Raw genomic sequence first — 327 nt, forward strand, 5'->3', positions numbered from 1 at the left:
TACATACCTCGCTCTGCTAATCCTGTTACCAGTGGCTGCTGCCAGTGGCGATAAGTCGTGTCTTACCGGGTTGGACTCAAGACGATAGTTACCGGATAAGGCGCAGCGGTCGGGCTGAACGGGGGGTTCGTGCACACAGCCCAGCTTGGAGCGAACGACCTACACCGAACTGAGATACCTACAGCGTGAGCTATGAGAAAGCGCCACGCTTCCCGAAGGGAGAAAGGCGGACAGGTATCCGGTAAGCGGCAGGGTCGGAACAGGAGAGCGCACGAGGGAGCTTCCAGGGGGAAACGCCTGGTATCTTTATAGTCCTGTCGGGTTTCG

General features: G+C 57.8%; 1 protein-coding gene. It reads left to right on the plus strand.

Annotation, left to right across the window (positions count from 1 at the left end):
* Positions 1-44: 44 nt before the first annotated feature.
* Positions 45-173, plus strand: a complete 129-nt coding sequence (locus tag RFX69_RS05370) for a hypothetical protein (RefSeq protein WP_003806876.1) — start codon at positions 45-47, stop codon at positions 171-173.
* The last annotated feature ends 154 nt before the right edge of the window (positions 174-327 follow it).

This window comes from Acinetobacter sp. 148, from assembly GCF_031196675.1.
In the GTDB taxonomy this organism is placed as follows: domain Bacteria; phylum Pseudomonadota; class Gammaproteobacteria; order Pseudomonadales; family Moraxellaceae; genus Acinetobacter; species Acinetobacter baumannii.